Below are 270 nucleotides of genomic sequence, written 5' to 3'. Positions count from 1 at the left end.
GATGCTGCTCAGTCCGAAGATCAGTCCGCCGAAGGCGATCGTGGACAGCACAATGGAAAGCACATCGAACGGAACGCTCTTGGGCTCGGTGAGGTTCTGGACCTTCATCGCCCCCACGAGCAGGGACAGCACGGCGATGGGCAGGACCAGCCAGAACATCCAGCGCCAGGCGAGGACGCTGAGGATGATGCCGGAAACAGTGGGGCCGATGGCCGGGGCCACTGCAATGACAATCGAGATGGTGCCCATCATCCGCCCGCGCCGGTGGGC

At 63.7% G+C, this 270-nt stretch carries 1 protein-coding gene; it reads right to left on the bottom strand.

From position 1 onward, the window contains the following. Window positions 1-270 (bottom strand): MFS transporter (locus SB754_RS20485; RefSeq protein WP_410784199.1); only part of this gene is annotated, 270 nt, incomplete at both ends.

Source organism: Leifsonia sp. SIMBA_070 (assembly GCF_046534635.1).
In the GTDB taxonomy this organism is placed as follows: Bacteria; Actinomycetota; Actinomycetes; order Actinomycetales; family Microbacteriaceae; genus Leifsonia.
This window is presented reverse-complemented; position numbering and strand designations above follow the sequence as displayed.